Origin of the sequence: Dongia sp. (assembly GCF_041910485.1) — a bacterium.
Taxonomy (GTDB): domain Bacteria; phylum Pseudomonadota; class Alphaproteobacteria; order Dongiales; family Dongiaceae; genus Dongia.
This window is the reverse complement of record NZ_JAYRQR010000058.1, coordinates 15,076-33,206: the sequence shown is the minus strand read 5'-3', so window position 1 is coordinate 33,206 and position 18,131 is coordinate 15,076. Positions and strand designations below refer to the sequence as shown.

The following is an 18,131-nucleotide window of genomic DNA, read 5'->3' as shown; positions in this document are numbered from 1 at the left end:
TTTCGGCGCTAGCTTGTCGGCACGCGACCATAGTGACAGCCAAACGATAGCTCAAGAACATGATCCCACGCCTTTACGTCACGGTGGACCTCGCCCCCGGCCGGCAGTTTGCGGCCGAGGAGCGCACCGCCCATTACCTCAAGAATGTCATGCGCCGAGAAGCGGGCGCCCCGGTCATCCTTTTCAATGGCCGCGACGGCGAGTTTGAGGCGCACCTCGCCGAAATCGCCAAGAAACATGTGACGATCGAGGTGGGCGCCCTGCGCCGCCCCCAGGTCGGTACGCCCGATGTCTGGCTGTGTTTTGCGCCCCTGAAGAAGGATGCCGTCGATTTCCTGGTCGAAAAGGCGACCGAACTCGGCGTCGCCGCCTTCCAACCAGTGTTCACCAAGCATACGGCAACGACCCGGCTCAATCTCGAGCGCCTCAGCGCCAACGCCATCGAGGCGGCCGAGCAGACTGAGCGCCTGACCCTGCCCGCGATCCACGAGCCCCTTTCCTTGAGCGACCTCATCGCCAATTGGGACCCGGCGCGCCGAATCATTCTGTGTGCCGAAGCCGGCCCGGCGCTGCCCATCGGCGAGGCGTTATCAGCCCTAAAGTCCGATGTGAATAAATCTAACGCATGGGCTATCATTTGCGGCCCGGAAGGGGGATTTGCCCGATCCGAGCTTGACCTGCTTTCAAAACTGCCATTTGTTACCCCGGTCGGGCTGGGACCTCGAATCCTGCGCGCCGACACCGCCGCTCTCGCAGCACTTGCGGTCTTTCAAAGCATCCTTGGCGACGGCGCCGAGCGGCCACCCGCACCATTGACGCCGATCGGTCAATCGCCTGAGTAAACAGCCCGAGTAAGGGGAGAATGACGTGTCAGCACCGCCAAAATCGCGCGGCGAGCCGGTGACGGCCAAGAGCCAGCTCATCGACTGGATCGCCAAGGGCAACAAGCCCAAATCCGAATGGCGCATCGGCACCGAGCACGAGAAGTTCGTCTTCGACCTCAAGACGCTGCGCCCGGTCCCCTATGAAGGACCGAACGGCATCGGCAAGCTGCTCGCCGGCCTCACCCGCTATGGCTGGGAGCCGATCGAGGAAGACGGCAATATCATCGCCCTCACCATGAACGGCGAGAACATCACGCTGGAGCCGGGTGGGCAGTTCGAACTTTCAGGCGCCCCTTTGCGCACCATCCACGAAACCTGCCGCGAAGTGGGCGAGCATCTGAAGCAGGTCAAGGAAATCTCCAGCGAGCTCGGAATCGGCGTGCTCGGCATGGGCTTCAATCCCAAATGGCCGCGCGCCGACACGCCCTGGATGCCCAAGGGCCGCTACAAGATCATGGGCGATTACATGCCCAAGCGCGGTAAGCTCGGCATCGACATGATGATCCGCACCTGTACGGTGCAGGTGAATCTCGATTTCGCGACCGAAGCCGACATGGTGAAGAAGTTCCGCACGTCGCTGGCGCTGCAGCCCATCGCCACGGCGCTCTTTGCGGATTCCCCCTTCACCGAAGGCAAGCCCAATGGGTTCCTCTCCTACCGTTCGCATATCTGGACCGATACCGACCCCGATCGTTGCGGCATCCTGCCTTTCGTCTTCGAAGAGGGGATGAGCTTCGAGCGCTATGTCGACTATATGCTCGATGTGCCGATGTACTTCGTCTATCGCGACGGCAAGTATATCGATGCCTCGGGCCAGTCTTTCCGCGCCTTCCTCAAGGGAAAACTGCCGGCACTTCCTGGCGAAATCCCGACGACGGGCGATTGGGCCGACCATATGACGACGGCTTTCCCCGAGGTCCGCTTGAAGCGCTTCCTCGAAATGCGCGGCGCCGATGGTGGCCCGTGGGAACGGCTCTGCGCCCTCCCGGCACTTTGGGTCGGCCTTCTTTACGACCAATCGGCGCTCGATGCCGCCTGGGACCTCGTCAAGGACTGGTCGATTGCCGAGCATGAGGAATTGCGCCGCAACGTGCCGCGCCTTGCCTTGAAGACGCCGTTCCGCGGCGGCACCGTGCGCGACGTGGCGCTCGAGGTCCTGAAGATCGCGCGTGCCGGCCTGCAGAAGCGGGGTGCCGCGGATCTCGGCGGCATGGATGAATCGGGTTTCCTCAATCCGCTGCAGATCATCGCCGACAGCGGCAAGACCCCGGCCGAGCTGAAGCTCGATCTCTTCAACGGCAAGTGGGGCGGCTCGGTCGACCCGGCATTCAAGGAATTCGCCTACTGAGCGATCTGTTCCGCCACGCATGGAGTTTGGAATGTTAGATCCGATGCATTTCGCGATCTTCTTCGGTGCGGCCTTTGCCCTCGCGATCGCGCCGGGACCCGGCATGCTCTATGTCGCGGCGCGCTCCATCTCCGGCGGTCGCGCGGAAGGCTTGGCGTAGAGCTTCGGCACCGCCTTGGGCGGCTTCGTGCATGTGATCGGCGGCGCCATCGGCGTCTCCGCCATCCTGATGGCGAGCGCGGAAGTTTTCACGGTGCTGAAGATCGTGGGGGCCGTCTATCTGGTGTGGCTGGGCATCCGCACCTGGCGCCAAGCCGGGTTCGACCTCTCCAATTTCGAGGTGAAACCGGCCGGCATCCGCCGTGCCTTCCTCGAAGGGATCGTGGTCGAGGTCTTCAATCCAAAGACGGCGGCCTTCTTCCTGGCCTTCGTCAGCCAGTTCGTCGACCCGGCCAAAGGCAATGTCGGCCTGCAGTTCGTGGCCCTCGGCGCGATCTCGGTCACTCTCAATACGACGCCCGATATCGTCATCGCCCTCTTTGCCGGCCGGGTCCGCAAGGGCCTGTTGGCGCGTCCCCGCCTGATGAAGCGGGTGCAAAAGGCCTCGGGGGCCCTGCTGATGAGCCTCGGTCTGGCGCTTGCCTTTGCCCGGCGCCCGGCCTGATCAAGGATTTTATTCACAGACCAGTTTATTCCCGGCCGCAGCGAATTTTTAACACAATTGGCGCCAAGCTGGCTCCAGGACGAGCGATGGCGGCAGATTTTCATGTTCGACAATTCTCAGACGAAGAAGACGCGCCATAAGGTCATGATGCAGGTCGAATTGGACGATGGCAGCGAACGCCTGATGTCCCTGTTCGTGGCCCCCGGCACGCGCGTCAGCGATACGCTCAACGACAACCGCATGTTCCTGCCGTTCGAAACGTCCGATGGATCGGTCGAGATCATCCGCAAGGAAGCGATCCGCCGCGTCGTGCCGCAGGAAAGCACCACCCGTCCCACCCGCAGCCCTTACGATATCTTAGGCATCTCGGAAACCGCCTCGGATGCCGAGGTGAAGGCCGCCTATCACAAGGCGATCATGCCGATCCATCCGGACAACATCGCGTCGAAGGACCTGCCCCCCGATTTCGTGGCACTCGCCAACCGCATGTCGGCCCAGGCCAACGAGGCCTATGCCAAGATCCGCAAGCTGCGCGAGAAGTCGTCGCTCAGTGTGGCCGACGGAGCTCTTTAAGCGCGCCGTCGAGCCCGTCGAGCGTCAGCGGGAACATCCGCTCGCCCATCATCTGCTTCAACAGCTTCAATGATGCCGTATAGCTCCAATGGTGGGTATCGCGCGGGTTGATCCAGGCGGCCTTCGGATAGTGTTTCAGCAGCCGATCCATCCACAGGGCGCCCGCTTCCTCGTTCCAATGCTCGACCGACCCGCCGGCATGGGTGATTTCATAGGGGCTCATGGTCGCGTCACCAACGATGATGAGACACCAATCGGGTCCATAAGTGTTCATCACCTGTTGCGTCGGCGTGAAATCGTCATAGCGGCGGCGATTCGAGCGCCACAGCTTCTCATAGACGCAATTGTGGAAATAGAACGTCTCGAGATGCTTGAACTCGGATTTCGCTGCCGAGAAAAGCTGCGCCGATTCCTCGATATGATCGTCCATCGACCCGCCGATATCGAGGAGGAGCAGCACCTTCACCTTGTTGCGCCGCTCGGGGCGCAAATGCAGGTCGAGGACGCCGCCATTGGCCGCCGTTGCCCGGATCGTGCCGCCGAGATCCAGTTCGTTGGCCTCGCCCTCGCGGCCCCAGCGTCGGAGTCGCCTGAGCGCCAGCTTGATGCCGCGCGTTCCCAGTTCGACATCGCCATCGAGATCCTTGAACTCGCGCTTGTCCCAGACCTTCACGGCGCTGCGATGGCGTGAACCGTCCTGGCCGATCCTGACGCCTTCCGGATTATAGCCATAGGCACCGAAGGGCGAAGTGCCGGCCGTGCCGATCCATTTCGAACCGCCCTCGTGGCGCTTCTGCTGTTCCTGCAAACGCTGGCGCAGCGTCTCCATCAGCTTTTCGAAACCGCCCAGCGATTTCACCGCCGCCATCTCCTCAGGGCTCAGATATTTCTCGGCAAGCTTCTTCAGCCACTCCTCCGGTATCTCAGCGAGGAGATCTTCGGAGACGCCAGAAAGACCCTGGAAGTAAAGCGCGAAGACGCGGTCGAAACGATCGACCAGCCGCTCATCCTTCACCAGGGTCGCGCGGGCCAGATAATAGAAATCCTCGATGTCGAGCACCGCGACCTGCGCCTTCATGGCTTTGAGCAGCGTCAGATATTCGGTCAAGCTGACCGATACACCTTCGTTGCGCAGGGACGTGATGAAACCCGCGAACATCAATCGTGCCTTACTGCCCGCGCCGCGCGAGGAACGCCACGCGTTCGAAGAGATGCACGTCCTGCTCGTTCTTCAGCAGCGCACCATAGAGGGGCGGCACCACCATTTTCGGGTCATTCGACTTCAGGACTTCCGCCGGGATGTCGTCGACCATCAGCAGCTTCAGCCAATCGATCAGTTCCGACGTCGCCGGCTTCTTTTTGAGGCCCGGCACCTCGCGGATATCAAAGAAAAGATTGAGCGCCTCACGCACCAGATCATGCTTGATGCCGGGGTGATGGGCGGCGACGATCTTTTCCATCGTCGCCCGGTCGGGAAACCGGATGAAATGGAAGAAGCAGCGGCGCAGGAACGCGTCGGGCAGCTCCTTCTCATTGTTCGAGGTGATGATGACCAGCGGGCGGAATTTCGCCTTCACCGTCTCCTTCGTCTCGTAGACGAAGAATTCCATGCGATCGAGTTCCTGCAATAGATCGTTCGGAAACTCGATATCCGCCTTGTCGATCTCGTCGATCAGCAGCACGACTTGGGCGTCGGCCGCGAAGGCCTCCCACAATTTCCCCTTCACGATATAGTTTGAGATATCGTGGACCTTGGCCTCGCCCAATTGGCCGTCGCGCAGGCGCGCCACGGCGTCATATTCATAGAGACCCTGTGCCGCCTTGGTGGTCGATTTGACATGCCATTCGATGAGCGGCATGCCCAGCGCCAGCGCCACTTCGCGCGCCAGAACCGTCTTCCCCGTTCCCGGCTCACCCTTCACCAGCAGCGGCCGCTCCAAAGTCCTGGCGGCATTGACCGCGATCTCAAGATCGCGGGTCGTGATGTAATTCTCGGTGCCGGTGAACTTGGCAGATTTCGTCATTTGAGGGGACTTTCCTAGCAATCCAACGCAAGGCACATCTATAGCGCTCCGCACCGTCATGCGGAACCAATTCACTCGTATAGCAAGTCAATTCGCCAAAACCACTCTAACCCCTTGTAAAGGATTGGCATCGGCGCTCATACACCTATAATTCGCAAGAATGACGGGGAGAATGCAGTCACGATGTTTTGGAGCCTGCGGAATCGGTTGCTGTTGATGATTCTGGCCGTCCTTGGGCCGGCATCTGCGGTGGTTGCCTATGATGTCGTCGAGGCGCGCGAACGTGAAATTGTGCGCGCGCACGAACAGGGACAGAAACTCGCGCAGTCGATTCAGGGCGACCTGGAGCGCGTCATCTCCCACGCCGAGGGGATGCTCGACATGCTCACCCGCATTCCAGAAGTTCGCAACATGACGGCACCTGCCTGCTCGTCCCTCATGGCTGATCTGATTCAGAGCCAGCCCCGTTATGCGATCATTTTGGCGACCGATCTGACGGGCACCGCCGTTTGCGCCAGCAACCCGAAAGGTGTCGGCGTGTCAGTCGCCGACCGGCTCTGGTTCCAGCGCGCATTGCAAAGCACCGGCTTCACGATCGGCGACTATATCATCGGCCGCGTTACCGGCCGGCCGGCACTCGGATTTGCCCTTCCCATCCTATCGCCCGACAACCGGATGACGGGAATTGCCTACACCTCCATCGACCTTGGCTGGTTCGGGGAACATGACGCCGCGGCCTCGATGCCACCTGATGCCAGCTTCACTTTGATCGATCAGAACGGTCTGGTGATGGCGCACTACCCAAATGGCCCCGCATGGGTGGGAAAATCGGTCGCCGATCACCCCGTTTTCGCGGCGTTTCATGGAATCGAACGATCGAGCGACCAGATGCTGCCGGACTTCAACGGCAATGAAACCTTCACCCATCTTCTGAAAATCCAGCGTGGCGCCAGATCGGCGCCGATCTATCTGGCTGTCAATTTGCAAATCGCGAACGTGATGCGGAGCATCGACGATGACAGTGTCCGCAAGGTTGCCCTGCTCCTGCTGATTGCAGCCGGCATCGCGCTCGTCACCTACGTCATGAGTATGCGCTTGATCACCCGGCCGGTGCAGCTTCTCCTCGATCAAAGCACCCGCATCGCCAGCGGCGATCTTTCCGCGCGTAGCGGCCTTGCCAACGATAAAGGAGAGATCGGAACGCTGGCAGCGAGCCTCGACAGCATGGCGCAATCCCTTGAACAGCAGCAGCGCCTGCTCCTCGAGCAGCAACGCTATATGCGCGCCGTCATCGACAATACGTCCGAGCTTATCCTGGGCTTCGACAATGACGGCCGGCTTACCTTCATGAATGCGACGGCCAAGGCCCTGGGGCTGCCGGACACAGAATTCACCACCTATAAAGATCTGATCGCCTTCAACGACGCGATCTTCGACAGCGCCATGAATCCGCTGCCCTTTGAACAGGTACCGCTTGCGCGCGTGATGAATGGGGAACGCGTCATCAACGCCGAAGTGCTGGCGCGGATCCGCAAGGGTGAACCGATCCGTACCATGCTGGTCAACGGCCAGCCAATCCTGGATGAGCGCGGCGATCGACTGGGCATCGTCATCGCGGTGCGCGACGTCACCGACCTGCGCGGCGCCGAAGCTTCGCTGCGACAGGCACAGAAGATGGAAGCGGTAGGTCAGCTTACCGGCGGCATCGCCCACGATTTCAACAATCTCCTCGGCGTCGTCATCGGCAATCTCGACATGCTGCTGCCGCACCTCAAAGAACCCGGCGACCGCGATCTTGCCAATGAAGCAATTGGGGGCGCCTTGCGGGGCGCGAAGCTGACGCGCCAGATGCTGGCCTTTGCGCGGCGCCAGGCCCTCACGCCCGTCATGCTCGATCTCGGGCGGCACATCGGCGAAATCACGACGATGTTGCGCCGGACGCTGGGCGAGACCATTTCGATCAGCAATCATTGCGCCAGCAATCTGTGGTCTTGTCTCGTCGATCCGGGCCAGCTCGACAACGTCTTGCTCAATCTGGCCATCAACGCGCGTGATGCGATGCCGAACGGCGGCAATCTTACCATCGAGACCGCGAATGCCCATCTCGACGAGCAATATGCGGCGAGCAACGCGGAAGTGAAGCCAGGGGACTACGTCCGCATTTCCGTGACCGACAATGGGATCGGCATAGCGCCCGATATCCTGGGCCGGGTCCTCGAACCGTTCTTCACCACCAAGGCGCCGGGGCAGGGCACCGGTCTTGGTCTCAGCATGGCCTTCGGCTTTGCCAAGCAATCGGGCGGCCATCTCAAGATCTATAGCGAGCCTGGTCACGGCACCACCGTGTCCATCTATCTGCCGCGTGCCGAAGCCGTGTCCGCATCCGCTGTCGAGGCGGTGCTGCCCGGCAACGGCCTGCCGCGGGGTTCGGAGACGGTCCTCCTTGTCGATGACAATGATGCCGTGCGCAAGACGGCCATGCGCCAGCTTGAAGATCTCGGCTACCAGGTGATCGAGGCGAAGAACGCTGCCGCGGCTCTTGCCGTACTGTCGCAGGGAGTGAGGGTCGATCTGCTCTTCTCCGATGTGATCATGCCGGGCGGGATGAATGGCTTCGACCTCGCCGCCGAAGCCAGTGCGCGCCATCCTGGCGTGAAGCTTCTCCTCGTTACCGGCTTTGCCGAGGGGGCCGCCCGCAATGGCATGCCCCAGGGGCTCGACGTGGAACTGATGAGCAAACCCTATCGTTTGCGCGAACTGGCCGAGCGGGTTCGAACCATCCTGGATCGCGGGGGTTGAGCGCGGACGAAAGGACGATGAGGTGTCGGCATGTTGATCATGGCCATCGACGACGATCCGGCAATCTTGCGCATGATCGAGCGCATGCTGGCGGGTACCGGCCATCTCTGCGAATCCTTTTCCGATGCCAGCCTCGCCCTTGAGAGCCTCGACAGGCGCCCGGTCGATCTCATCATCACCGACATCATTATGCCGAAGATGGAGGGGATCGAACTCATCCTGAATCTCCGCGTGCGCCAACCGGCGCTTCCCATCATCGCCATGTCCGGCGGTTCCTCTGCGCTGCGTATCGACGCCCTGCGACTTGCCGATCGCCTCGGCGCTTCATTTCTGCTGCCCAAGCCTTTCACCCGCGACAGCCTGCTCGATACCATCGGCAAGGCAATCGGTGAAAATGCTTGACCGGAGGTGCCGCGATGCCAATTTCTGGCACCATGACGGATCGCAATGAAACAGCGCGCACGGCGCGCTTCAAAATCGGTGACGTGGTGAAACACAGGGTCTATCCCTTTCGCGGGGTGATCTTCGATGTCGACCCGGTCTTCGCCAATACCGAGGAATGGCTGCAATCCATCCCAGCCGATCTGCGCCCGCACAAGGACCAGCCTTTCTATCACCTCCTCGCCGAGAATGCCGAAACGACCTATGTCGCCTATGTCTCGGAACAGAATCTGCTGCCCGATGAGACCGGGAAACCCTGCCGCCACCCGATGGTGGCCGAAATGTTCCAGGATTTCGATGGTGCCGGGTACCAGCGAAAAGGCCCGCTTCTCAACTAGTTATCGATCGGCTTGACTTTGGAACTTAAATAGAACATAAAGGGTCCATAAACGATACTTCAGAGGGAGAGCGTCATGGCCGTCAATCTGCGCAGCGCGTTCGAGGCAATCGCCTTCTCGGCCCTGATGATGCTGATCCTGGCCCTTCCCAGCCTCGCCTGAGGCTGTTTCGGGCTGATTTCTGAGGCTTTCGGCCAAATCGGCCACCGATTTCCTGTTCTGCGCGACAGAATCAATCCGCCGTCGCTATGTTAGGCCCCTGAAGCTCGAACATAGCGGGGTGCCGGTGATTGATTTGACGACGCATTGGACCGGATTGGCCGTTCTTGCCATTTTTGGGGCCGCCTACTTCCTCGTCATCTGCGAGGAAGCCATCGAGATGCGAAAATCGAAGCCCGTCCTCGTGGCGGCGGGCCTCATCTGGGCGCTCGTGGCAATCGGCTACCAATCGCAAGGCGCGCCAGAAGCGGCCCATGAAGCGGTCAAGGAAATCATCCTCGATTACGGTGAACTGCTGCTCTTCCTCCTGGTCGCCATCACCTATGTGAACGTGCTGGAGGAACGGCGCGTGTTCGATGTGCTGCGCGCCAAACTGGTCGGGAAGGGCCTCGGCTACCGGACCCTGTTCTGGCTGACCGGGGCCATCGCCTTCCCGCTTTCCGCGGTGCTCGACAATCTGACAACGGCCCTGGTCATGGGGGCTGTGGTCATCGCGCTCGGCGCCGGTTCCAGGGCCTTCATCGCGCTCGGCTGCATCAATATCGTGGTTGCTGCCAATGCCGGCGGTGCCTTCTCGCCCTTTGGCGACATCACCACGCTGATGGTCTGGCAGGCCGGCAAGCTCAGCTTCTGGGAGTTCTTCGACCTGTTCCTGCCGTCGGTGGTGAACTGGCTGGTACCGGCGGCCCTGATGCATCTCGCCGTTCCGCCCGGCAAACCCAAGCCAAAGTCGGAAAATGCACGCCTGAAACCCGGCGCCCGCCGCGCCATTCTTCTGTTTGCCGCAACGATCGCGACGGCCGTCACCTTCAAGAACTTCCTGCATCTGCCACCGGCCATCGGCATGATGCTGGGGCTCGGCTACCTGCAGCTCTTTGCCTACTACCTCACCCGCCAGAGCAAGCGGCGCGACGATTCCGACATGCTGCTCGACTCGTTCAAGGAGATCCAGCGCGTTGAGTTCGACACGCTGCTGTTCTTCTTCGGCATCATTTTCGCCGTGGGAGGCCTCGGGGCGATGGGCTATCTCGCGGTGACGTCGCAGATCCTCTATACCGATCTCGGCCCCACGCCCGCCAACATCGCCATCGGTGCTTTGTCGGCGATCGTCGACAACATTCCGCTGATGTTCGCCGTCCTCAAGATGGACCCCACCATGTCCGACGGCCAATGGCTGCTGGTCACACTCACCTGCGGCGTCGGCGGCTCGATCCTGTCGATCGGGTCGGCCGCGGGTGTCGCCCTCATGGGCCAGGCGCGCGGCGTCTACACCTTCATGAGCCATCTGAAATGGAGCTGGGCGGTGGCGCTTGGCTATGTCGCCGCCATCGCCGTCCATCGCTTCATCAATGCCGGGCTGTTTGAGGCGACCCTGCCATGAATCCGATCAAGCAGTTCCTGCAGCTGGAATCGAGCGGCGGCATCCTCCTGCTGATCGCCTCGGCCCTGGCCATGCTGTGCTCGAATTCGGCCCTGGCGCCCTTCTACCAGGGCTTTCTCGACATCCCCTTCGGCGTGACGCTGGGGCCGCTCAGCCTGGTGAAGCCGCTGCTGCTGTGGATCAATGACGGGTTGATGGCCGTCTTCTTCTTCCTGGTGGGCCTTGAGATCAAGCGCGAGATCGTGGGCGGCGAGCTTTCCTCGCCGGCCCAGGCGGCGCTTCCTGGCATCGCCGCCCTCGGCGGCATGGCGATGCCTGCCCTCGTCTACTATTTCATCAATAGGTCGAGCCCGGAATTCCTGGGCGGCTGGGCCATACCCGCGGCGACCGACATCGCCTTTGCCGTCGCCGTCCTGACCCTGCTGGGGAGCCGCGTGCCGCAGAGCCTCAAGATCTTCCTGCTGGCGCTCGCCATCATCGACGATCTCGGCGCCATCATCATCATCGCGATCTTCTACACATCCGATCTTTCGCTGGTTTCGCTGGGTCTTGCCGCCATCGGCCTTGCTGGCCTCTTCGTCCTCAACATCATGCGCATTGAGCGCATCACACCCTATGTCTTGATCGGCATCTTCATCTGGGTCTGCGTGTTGAAATCGGGCGTGCATGCAACGCTCGCCGGTGTCGCCGTCGCCTTCTTCATTCCCTACCGGACCAAATCGGGCGACGTCGCGGCGGCACCGCTCAGCCGCGCCGAGCATGGGCTCCATCCTTGGGTCAGTTTCGGGGTCATGCCGATCTTCGCCTTTGCCAATGCCGGCGTCAGCCTGGCCGGCCTGACCCTGGAGACGCTGCTCCATCCGCTGACGCTCGGCATTGCCCTGGGCCTTTTCCTCGGCAAGCAAGCAGGCGTGCTCATCGCCGTCATCGCCGGCACGGCCTTACGCCTCTGCCGACGCCCGGCCGGTGCTGGCTGGATGCAGATCTATGGCGTGGCGCTGCTGACGGGGATCGGCTTCACCATGTCGCTCTTCATCGGCGGCCTGGCCTTCCCCGACCCGGCCTTGGCGGCCGAGATCCGGCTCGGCGTCATCGGCGGCTCGCTTGCTTCGGCTTTCGCGGGCTATCTGGTGCTGCGCCTCAGCGCGGCGAGCCCAGCTTCAGCGCCTCAGGCCTGACCGTCCAGACGGGCACGGCGGCACCGAGTTCGCTCTTGTCCTTCAGGGTGAGGACGCCGGAAAGAATGCCGACGATTTCCGGTTTGTCGCCCTGCCAGGAAAGGAGCGGCCCGCCGGACGCACCGAAAGTCGTGTCGCAGCGATGGAGCAGCAGTGGCCGCTCGGCCAACTGGCCTTGCAGATCGCAGCCCTTGTGCCGCATCAGGATCTCGGCCCAGTCGCCGTTATAGCCCAGCGCATCGACCGGGATCGGCGGCTTGCGGTCGAACAGGGCCTGCGCCGCGCGGGCACTCAGCGGCACGGGCTTCAGCTTGAGTTTCTGATCGAGCTCGATGATCGCCCAGTCGCGCGACATTTCCGCGACGCGCGTCGCCCTCTTGGGATTATAGTCAGGGTCGCGATAGAACGCCTTGCCGCGCGCATGGGCCGAAAAGGAACCGCGGTCATAGCCGGCGACGAAATGGACCTCCATCGGGATGGTCCAGCGCCCGTCATCCTTGTTGTAAAGGCAATGCGCGGCGGTGAGGACCAAGTCGGGAGCGATGAGCGTCCCCGTGCAATGCCCGCCGATCTCGCGGTTGACGCGGCCGATCGAACTCCACGGCCATTCCTTGGGATCGGTGCGGATGCGGTTGTCCTCACCCTCGATGCCGATCTTGGGAAGCTGTGGCAAAGTCGAGGTTTGCGCAGCGGCACTCCCGGCCAGAATGATGGCGAGGCCGGCCAGCAAAGCGGATTGGAAACGCAAGAAAGACAGCTGTTTCAGGGCGCCAGCACGGCATTGTGGAACAGCAGGCCGATGAAGGCTGCCAAGGTGAAAGCGGCCAACCCCAGGCCAAAGACCACGACCTGGCTGAGCCGGTCGGCCGGTCGCAATTGCCGGTCGATCTGACGACGCGCCACCGACCGCTTTTCCTTGCCGATGAGCAGCACCAAATAGGCGCGTTCCCCGAACAGGAGCGGCATCGAGACGCGGAAATCGATCGGATGCCGGCGCTGGATGGACCCCTGCGCGACACGACTGATCGCGGCAGTCTGTTCCGGCGTCAGGCTGTCGCGCACATCCTGCGGCAGCTTGCGCAAAAAGGCTTCGCCGCGGACTTCGTCCATCAGCATGTTCATCTCCTTCGAAAGCGAACCTGACCATCCGCGTGAAATCGGGCGGTTTCCCCTTCGCTTTTGCCGAGAATGACCCCTGATGGTTTAAATTTTCTTTACCAAAGTAGGGCAAGAAGCGTGAAAACGGTTCTTGAACCCAACGAAATCATCATGAAAGGACCCTTTTCGACGGGTTCGACGCGCTTTGTGCCGGATTGGCTCTTTTCCTGCCGATCGGCTAGAATCGCCAGCAATAACAACAACTAATCAAACTGCATAACTGTCCCGGGGAAACCGAAATCATGCGCGCTGAAAAGCTGAAGAACCAGCTGATCGAAGAAGTCGTCCGCTTTATTGGCGAAAGGATCGAGCGCAAGCGCGCCGGTCAGATCGAAACCTTCATCCGCCAGTTCTACGCCAATGTTCCGCAATCCGACATTGCCGGCGAAAGCGCCGAGGATCTTTTCAGTGCCGCGTTGTCACTCGCCAACTTCGCACAAACCCGCAATCCCGGTCAGGCGAAGGTGCGCGTCTTCAACCCGCGCATTGATGAACATGGTTGGCGCAGCACGCATACGGTAGTCGAGATCGTCAATGACGACATGCCGTTCCTGGTCGACTCGCTCACTGCGGAACTCAACCGCCAGGAACTCGGTGTCCATCTGGTCATCCATCCGATCATGCGCGCTGTGCGCGACGCCAAGGGGCAGCTCACGGCCATCGGCGACGAAGGCGGCAAGCCTGAATCGATTATGCAGCTGCGCATCAATCAGGTGGCGACGCAGGAACAGCTCGACCAGATCAAAGCGCGCATGGAGACCGTGCTCCGCGACGTACGCCTCGCGGTCGAGGACTGGCAGAAGATGCGCGCCAAGCTCGACGCGGCGATTGCCGAGGCCGCCAAGCGCAAGCTGCCGCTGCCCAAGGAAGAGGTGGCCGAGGTTGCCGACTTCCTCAAATGGATCAATGACGACCATTTCACCTTCCTCGGCTACCGCGAATACACCTTCGCCGGCGAGAAGGAAAACATCACCTATCATATCAAGAAGGAAGCTGGCCTCGGCCTGCTGCGCGATCCGGAAGTGCGCGTCTTCGAAGGCATGCGCAATCTCGACTCGCTGCCGCCGGATGTGCGGAACTTCCTCACTCAGCCCAAGATGATCCTTGTCACCAAGGCCAATCTGCGCTCGACCGTGCACCGCAACGTGCATCTCGACACGATCGGCATCAAGATCTTCAACGACAAGGGCGAAGCCGTCGGCGAGCATCTCTTTGCCGGTCTCTTCACCTCGGTCGCCTACAACCGTTCGCCCTGGGAAATTCCGCTGCTGCGCCACAAGGTGGAGACTGTCACCACGCGCGCCGGCTTCAACCCACAGAGCCATGACGGCAAGGCGCTGGTCCATATCCTCGAGACCTATCCGCGCGACGAGCTGTTCCAGATCAACGAGGATGAACTCCTCGAAACCTCGCTCGGCATTCTCAACCTGCAGGACCGACAGCGCGTCGCCCTCTTCGTGCGTCGCGACCCCTATGAGCGATTCATCTCCTGTTTCGTCTATCTGCCGCGCGATTGGCAGACGACGGAACTCAGGCAGCGCATCCAAACCATCCTCTGCAAGGCGTTCAACGGACGCGTGTCGGCCTATTACGTCTATCTGACGGAAAGCCCGCTTGCCCGGGTACATCTCATCATCGCGACCAAGCCCGGCGAGATTCCGCCCTATGACGTCAAGGAACTCGAACAGTTGGTGGCGGATGCCTGCCGTTCCTGGGGCGATCATCTGAAGGATGCCCTCATCGACGCCAAGGGTGAGGCGGAAGGCCTGACGCTCCACCGCTCTTATGGCGATGCCTTTCCGCTGGGCTTCGAGGAATATTTCAACGCCCACGCCGCGGTCTCCGACATCGACCGCATCGAAGAGGCTTTGCGCGAGAACAAGACCGCAATCAACCTCTACCGGCCGATCGAAGCGGCCGAGAACGAGCTGCATTTGAAGCTCTACAAGGCCGGCGACAAGATTGCCCTCTCGAACGTGCTCCCCTCGCTCGAAAATTTCGGTCTCAAGGTCATCAGCGAAAACCCGTTCGAGGTGCGCCCGCAAGGCAACGAGCAATCGGTCTGGATCCATGCCTTCGTCATGGTGACGGCTGATGGGCGCGAGGTCGACATTGCCGCCATCCGCGACAAGTTCCACGAGGCCTATGCCCATATCTGGGACGGCCGCATGGAGGATGACGGGTTCAACCGCCTGGTCATCACGGCGGGCCTCGCCTGGCGCGACATCACGCTGGTGCGCGCCTATTGCAAATATCTGCGCCAGGCGGCGATCCCGTTCAGCCAGGCCTATATGGAAGCGACGCTCAACGCCAATCCCGGCATCGCCCGCAACATCGTGCAGCTCTTCCATGTGCGCAACGATCCGGCTTTCGGCAGCGACCGCGATGCCAAGTCGCTGCAGGTCGTCGAGAAGATCGGACAGAAGCTCGATGCCGTCGTCAACCTCGACGAGGACCGCATCCTGCGACGCTATCTCAACGCCGTGCTTTGCACACTGCGCACCAACTTCTACCAGCCGGCGGCGGAAGGCGGGCCCAAGGAATATGTCTCCTTCAAGCTCGATTCACAGAAGGTCGAGGAACTGCCGCTGCCGCGGCCGATGATCGAGGTCTTCGTCTACAGCCCGCGTGCCGAGGCCATTCACTTGCGCGGCGGCAAGGTCGCCCGCGGCGGCATCCGCTGGTCCGACCGGCGCGAGGATTTCCGCACCGAAATCTTGGGGCTGATGAAGGCGCAGATGGTGAAAAACGCCGTCATCGTGCCGGTGGGTTCGAAAGGCGGGTTCGTGGTGAAACGCCCCGTCCAGGGCGACCGCGATGCCGTGATGGCCGAAGTCGTCCATTGCTACAAGACTTTGATGCGCGGCCTCCTCGACATCACCGACAATCTGGCTGGCGGGTCCGTGAAGGCGCCGTTGAAGGTCGTGCGCCATGACGGCGACGATCCCTATCTGGTCGTCGCTGCTGACAAGGGCACGGCGACCTTCTCCGACATCGCCAATTCGGTCTCGCGCGATTACGGCTTCTGGCTCGACGACGCCTTTGCCTCGGGTGGCTCTGCCGGTTATGACCACAAGAAAATGGGCATCACCGCGCGCGGTGCCTGGGAATGCGTCAAGCGCCACTTCCGCGAACTCGATCACGACATCCAGAATGTCGACTTCACCTGCGTCGGTGTCGGCGACATGTCCGGCGACGTGTTCGGCAACGGCATGCTGCTGTCGCAGCACACCAAGCTGGTAGCTGCCTTCAACCACATGCACATCTTCCTCGACCCCAATCCGGACGTGAAGAAGAGCTTTGCCGAGCGCGAACGCCTTTTCAACCTGCCGCGTTCGGCCTGGAGCGATTACGATGCCAAATTGATCTCGGCTGGCGGTGGCGTCTTCGAACGTAAAGCCAAGTCGATCAAATTGAGCGCCGAGGTGAAGCAGCGTTTCGGCTTCACCCAGGACCAGATGACACCCAACGAGCTCATCCAGCAGCTCCTCAAGGCGGAAGTCGACCTGCTGTGGTTCGGCGGCATCGGCACCTATGTGAAATCCTCCGAGGAAACCCACGCCGATGTGGGCGACCGCGCCAATGACGCGCTCCGCGTCAATGCCGAGGATCTCCGGGCCCGCGTCGTCGGCGAAGGTGCCAATCTGGGCTGCACCCAGCGCGGCCGCGTCGAGGCGGCCTTGTCCGGCAAGCGCCTCAACACCGATGCCGTCGACAATTCCGCCGGCGTCGACACCTCGGACCATGAGGTCAACATCAAGATCCTCATCAACGAGGCGGTGGCGGCGGGCGACCTCACCATGAAGCAGCGCGACAAGCTGCTCGCGGAAATGACCGACGAAGTGGGCGCCCTGGTCCTCCGGGACAATTACCTGCAATCGCAGGCTCTCTCGGTCGCCGAGGCGCAGAGCTATACGCTCCTCGACCAGCAGGGCCGCTTCATGCGGGCACTTGAACGCACCGGCCAGCTCAACCGCGAAGTCGAATACCTTCCCGACGACGAAACCATGCGCCAGCGCCTGACGCAGCGCATCGGCCTCACCCGCTCGGAAAGCGCGGTGCTGCTCGCTTATTCAAAGATGGCACTCTATGACGAGCTGCTGCCCTCTGACGTCCCCGACGATCCGCAGCTGGCCGACGATCTCATCACCTATTTCCCGAAGAAGCTGCAGGAAGGCTACAAGCCGCTCATCGCCAAGCACCGCCTGCGGCGCGAGATCATCTCGACCGTCGTCACCAACTCGCTGGTCAACCGCATGGGGGCGACCTTCGTTCATGTGACCAAGGAGAAGACCGGGCAAAGTGCCTCGGCCATCGCCCGCGCCTATGCCATCACGCGCGGCGCCTTCAAGCTGCGCGACATGTGGACGGCGATCCAGGGGCTCGACAACAAGGTCTCGGCCAGCGTCCAGACCTCGATGCTGATCGAGATCAACCGCCTCGCCGAACAGGCGACGCTGTGGTTCCTCCGCAATGGCGAGCATCCACTCGACATCGCCGCCAACATCAAGGCGGCGGCACCGGGCATCGCCGCGATCGAAACGGCCCTGCCGAAGATCATCTCGGCGTCCGACACCCAGGCCAACCAGAAGCGCCAAGGCGCCCTGCAATCGGCCGGCGTCCCGGAAGCGCTCGCCCGCCGCATCTCGCAGCTGGGCTCGCTAGCGACCATTCTCGACGTGGTGAAGATCGCGGCCCAGACCAAGATCAAGGTCGAGGACGTGGCGGCGACCTATTTCGCGGTCGGCGACCAGTTTAACATCGACTGGCTGCGGTCCGGGGCCAAGGGCCTTATCGGCGACAGCCACTGGCAGCGCCTGGCGGTGTTCGCGATCATCGACGATCTCAATACCCACCAGCGCGATCTGACCAGCGCGGTTCTCGCCAACGACCTGGCCCTGACCGGCGAAAAGGCGATCGAAGGCTGGAAGGCCAAGCGCAGCGGGGCCCTCCCGCGTGCAGAGGCCCTCTTTAACGATCTCCGTCAGACGGCGAAACTGGAACTCGCCATGCTGGCCGTCGCCAATCGCGCGCTCAGGAGTTTGCTGGACTAAGCAGCGACTCGCTCTCTCTCATTGTCATCCCCCGGCTTGGCCGGGGGATCCACAATTTACCTTCTTCAAT

The 18,131-nt window shown here is 61.5% G+C and carries 15 protein-coding genes; 11 read left to right on the top strand and 4 right to left on the bottom strand.

Going from position 1 to position 18,131, the window contains the following annotated elements:
• Nucleotides 1–59: 59 nt before the first annotated feature.
• From ACE3PP_RS18795 to ACE3PP_RS18775, 5 genes are all read left to right on the top strand, one after another.
• Nucleotides 60–842, top strand: coding sequence for a 16S rRNA (uracil(1498)-N(3))-methyltransferase (locus ACE3PP_RS18795; protein ID WP_374384810.1), 783 nt, complete (start codon nt 60–62; stop codon nt 840–842).
• Nucleotides 843–867: 25 nt separating this feature from the next.
• Complete coding sequence (locus ACE3PP_RS18790; RefSeq protein ID WP_374384809.1) at nt 868–2,232, top strand: glutamate--cysteine ligase; 1,365 nt, start codon at nt 868–870, stop codon at nt 2,230–2,232.
• A gap of 31 nt (nt 2,233–2,263) precedes the next feature.
• A complete protein-coding gene (locus ACE3PP_RS18785) occupies nt 2,264–2,392 on the top strand; it encodes a hypothetical protein (protein ID WP_374384808.1) in 129 nt (42 codons plus the stop codon).
• Between the two features lie 15 nt (nt 2,393–2,407).
• The gene (locus tag ACE3PP_RS18780) at nt 2,408–2,896 is read left to right on the top strand and encodes a LysE family translocator (protein WP_374384807.1); all 489 of its coding nucleotides are present in this window, start codon (nt 2,408–2,410) and stop codon (nt 2,894–2,896) included.
• 102 nt (nt 2,897–2,998) lie between these two features.
• Nucleotides 2,999–3,469: a DnaJ family molecular chaperone gene (locus ACE3PP_RS18775; RefSeq protein WP_374384806.1), complete on the top strand. Its 471-nt coding sequence runs from the start codon at nt 2,999–3,001 to the stop codon at nt 3,467–3,469.
• Here ACE3PP_RS18775 and ACE3PP_RS18770 read toward each other — a convergent pair.
• Both ACE3PP_RS18770 and ACE3PP_RS18765 read right to left on the bottom strand, forming a co-directional pair.
• A complete protein-coding gene (locus ACE3PP_RS18770) occupies nt 3,444–4,628 on the bottom strand; it encodes a VWA domain-containing protein (protein ID WP_374384805.1) in 1,185 nt (394 codons plus the stop codon). The genes ACE3PP_RS18775 and ACE3PP_RS18770 overlap by 26 nt on opposite strands.
• A 10-nt stretch (nt 4,629–4,638) precedes the next feature.
• On the bottom strand, nt 4,639–5,493 hold the full coding sequence (locus tag ACE3PP_RS18765) for an AAA family ATPase (protein WP_374384804.1): 855 nt from the start codon (nt 5,491–5,493) through the stop codon (nt 4,639–4,641).
• A gap of 216 nt (nt 5,494–5,709) precedes the next feature.
• Between ACE3PP_RS18765 and ACE3PP_RS18760 the strand changes: the two genes are divergently transcribed.
• From ACE3PP_RS18760 to nhaA, 5 genes are all read left to right on the top strand, one after another.
• Complete coding sequence (locus tag ACE3PP_RS18760) at nt 5,710–8,292, top strand: ATP-binding protein (RefSeq protein WP_374384803.1); 2,583 nt, start codon at nt 5,710–5,712, stop codon at nt 8,290–8,292.
• A 30-nt stretch (nt 8,293–8,322) separates the two neighbouring features.
• Entirely contained in the window at nt 8,323–8,694 is a 372-nt protein-coding gene (locus ACE3PP_RS18755; RefSeq protein ID WP_374384802.1) for a response regulator, read from the top strand.
• A gap of 14 nt (nt 8,695–8,708) precedes the next feature.
• Complete coding sequence (hspQ, locus tag ACE3PP_RS18750) at nt 8,709–9,071, top strand: heat shock protein HspQ (protein ID WP_374384801.1); 363 nt, start codon at nt 8,709–8,711, stop codon at nt 9,069–9,071.
• 286 nt (nt 9,072–9,357) lie between these two features.
• Nucleotides 9,358–10,671, top strand: coding sequence for a sodium:proton antiporter NhaD (gene nhaD, locus ACE3PP_RS18745; RefSeq protein WP_374384800.1), 1,314 nt, complete (start codon nt 9,358–9,360; stop codon nt 10,669–10,671).
• Nucleotides 10,668–11,849: a Na+/H+ antiporter NhaA gene (nhaA, locus tag ACE3PP_RS18740; protein ID WP_374384799.1), complete on the top strand. Its 1,182-nt coding sequence runs from the start codon at nt 10,668–10,670 to the stop codon at nt 11,847–11,849. The genes nhaD and nhaA overlap by 4 nt, the downstream gene beginning before the upstream one ends.
• Here the strand turns inward: nhaA and ACE3PP_RS18735 are convergent.
• Together ACE3PP_RS18735 and ACE3PP_RS18730 are read right to left on the bottom strand one after the other, a co-directional pair.
• Nucleotides 11,812–12,597 (bottom strand): serine protease, encoded by a 786-nt coding sequence (locus tag ACE3PP_RS18735; RefSeq protein WP_374384798.1) that lies wholly within the window; start codon nt 12,595–12,597, stop codon nt 11,812–11,814. The two genes, nhaA and ACE3PP_RS18735, sit on opposite strands and share 38 nt — an antisense overlap.
• A gap of 14 nt (nt 12,598–12,611) precedes the next feature.
• Nucleotides 12,612–12,965, bottom strand: a complete 354-nt coding sequence (locus ACE3PP_RS18730; protein WP_374384797.1) for a hypothetical protein — start codon at nt 12,963–12,965, stop codon at nt 12,612–12,614.
• A 284-nt stretch (nt 12,966–13,249) separates the two neighbouring features.
• On the opposite strand from ACE3PP_RS18730, the gene ACE3PP_RS18725 reads away from it, so the two are divergent.
• On the top strand, nt 13,250–18,061 hold the full coding sequence (locus ACE3PP_RS18725) for an NAD-glutamate dehydrogenase (protein ID WP_374384796.1): 4,812 nt from the start codon (nt 13,250–13,252) through the stop codon (nt 18,059–18,061).
• Nucleotides 18,062–18,131 lie beyond the last annotated feature (70 nt).

What these genes read in the sequence shown, in the direction of transcription:
- ACE3PP_RS18795 (WP_374384810.1), top strand. Translation starts at nt 60, where the DNA reads ATGATCCCACGCCTTTACGTCACGGTGGACCTCGCCCCCGGCCGGCAG.
- ACE3PP_RS18785 (WP_374384808.1), top strand. Translation starts at nt 2,264, where the DNA reads ATGTTAGATCCGATGCATTTCGCGATCTTCTTCGGTGCGGCCTTTGCC.
- ACE3PP_RS18775 (WP_374384806.1), top strand. Translation starts at nt 2,999, where the DNA reads ATGTTCGACAATTCTCAGACGAAGAAGACGCGCCATAAGGTCATGATG.
- ACE3PP_RS18770 (WP_374384805.1), bottom strand. Translation starts at nt 4,628, where the DNA reads ATGTTCGCGGGTTTCATCACGTCCCTGCGCAACGAAGGTGTATCGGTC.
- ACE3PP_RS18765 (WP_374384804.1), bottom strand. Translation starts at nt 5,493, where the DNA reads ATGACGAAATCTGCCAAGTTCACCGGCACCGAGAATTACATCACGACC.
- ACE3PP_RS18760 (WP_374384803.1), top strand. Translation starts at nt 5,710, where the DNA reads ATGATTCTGGCCGTCCTTGGGCCGGCATCTGCGGTGGTTGCCTATGAT.
- ACE3PP_RS18755 (WP_374384802.1), top strand. Translation starts at nt 8,323, where the DNA reads ATGTTGATCATGGCCATCGACGACGATCCGGCAATCTTGCGCATGATC.
- hspQ (WP_374384801.1), top strand. Translation starts at nt 8,709, where the DNA reads ATGCCAATTTCTGGCACCATGACGGATCGCAATGAAACAGCGCGCACG.
- nhaA (WP_374384799.1), top strand. Translation starts at nt 10,668, where the DNA reads ATGAATCCGATCAAGCAGTTCCTGCAGCTGGAATCGAGCGGCGGCATC.
- ACE3PP_RS18730 (WP_374384797.1), bottom strand. Translation starts at nt 12,965, where the DNA reads ATGCTGATGGACGAAGTCCGCGGCGAAGCCTTTTTGCGCAAGCTGCCG.
- ACE3PP_RS18725 (WP_374384796.1), top strand. Translation starts at nt 13,250, where the DNA reads ATGCGCGCTGAAAAGCTGAAGAACCAGCTGATCGAAGAAGTCGTCCGC.